Here is a 435-nt window from a genome sequence, read left to right as displayed (position 1 = left end):
CGCCTTGCGCACCGGCGCCGCGCCCACCGCATCGAGGAACGTGCGGCTGAGACTAAAATTGAAGAATGCGCGGCCAAGCAACTCGGCCACCAAGAGGCCGAGCGCAATCGGACTCGCTTGCGCGCGCGGCAACACGAGGACACTGCTCACTGCCAACGCGAGGCCGCCGACCGCCGGGCCGCCCCCCGCGCCTGGAAACGCCAGGCGCGGAGCGGCCAGCAGTGCGGTCGATTTCAAGACGAGACGTTTACTGGTATTCATGTCATTCTCCTTTTTAATTGCTGCAGCTTGGGGTGCTCAATTTCAGGGCGCTGGCGACGGCCAGCAAAATTGTCAGGCGAACAGCCGACAGCGAGGTGCTTTGGACGTCGGCCACGCTGATCCTTTCTTTTGCAAAACCTCCGCCGATGCCGAACGCAACACTGCCTGACCCTT

At 62.5% G+C, this 435-nt stretch carries 1 protein-coding gene; it reads right to left on the bottom strand.

Features of this window, described 5'->3' with window-relative positions; genetic code table 11:
* Window positions 1–261: hypothetical protein (locus D0817_RS26725; RefSeq protein ID WP_134737802.1), on the bottom strand; the 261-nt coding region annotated here is incomplete at its 3' end.
* Window positions 262–435 lie beyond the last annotated feature (174 nt).

It is taken from the genome of Flavobacterium cupreum (genome assembly GCF_003996965.1).
Lineage (GTDB): Bacteria > Bacteroidota > Bacteroidia > Flavobacteriales > Flavobacteriaceae > Flavobacterium > Flavobacterium cupreum.
Note: the sequence above shows the minus strand (reverse complement) of the source record. Positions and strands in the feature narration are given on the sequence as shown.